Source organism: Bacteriovorax sp. DB6_IX (assembly GCF_000447775.1).
Taxonomy (GTDB): Bacteria; Bdellovibrionota; Bacteriovoracia; order Bacteriovoracales; family Bacteriovoracaceae; genus Halobacteriovorax_A.
The window spans coordinates 1-223 of sequence record NZ_AUNJ01000377.1 but is presented as its reverse complement, the minus strand read 5'-3'; the positions used below and the strand labels follow the sequence as shown (position 1 = coordinate 223).

Annotated in this window: 1 pseudogene; it reads right to left on the bottom strand. The window is 44.4% G+C overall.

The features are described 5' to 3' along the window. Nucleotides 1-12 precede the first annotated feature (12 nt). A pseudogene (locus M901_RS11895) lies at nucleotides 13-223 on the bottom strand (alpha/beta fold hydrolase); the annotation flags it as partial.

The window sequence follows — 223 nt, the reverse complement described above, 5'->3', positions numbered from 1 at the left end:
GAATAATGCCTAGACCGAATCTGGATGACTTGGAGCGTAGGCGAGGGCAAGTGTTGATCCCCAGCTTCCGCCGAAAACGGCCCACTTAGAAATAGAGAGTTCTTCACGAATCTTTTCAATATCAGAGACTAAGTCCCAAGTTGTATTCTCTCTCAACTCAGCAAATGGTTTAGATTTTCCACAACCTCTTTGGTCAAAGAGAATGATGTGGTATCGCTTTGGA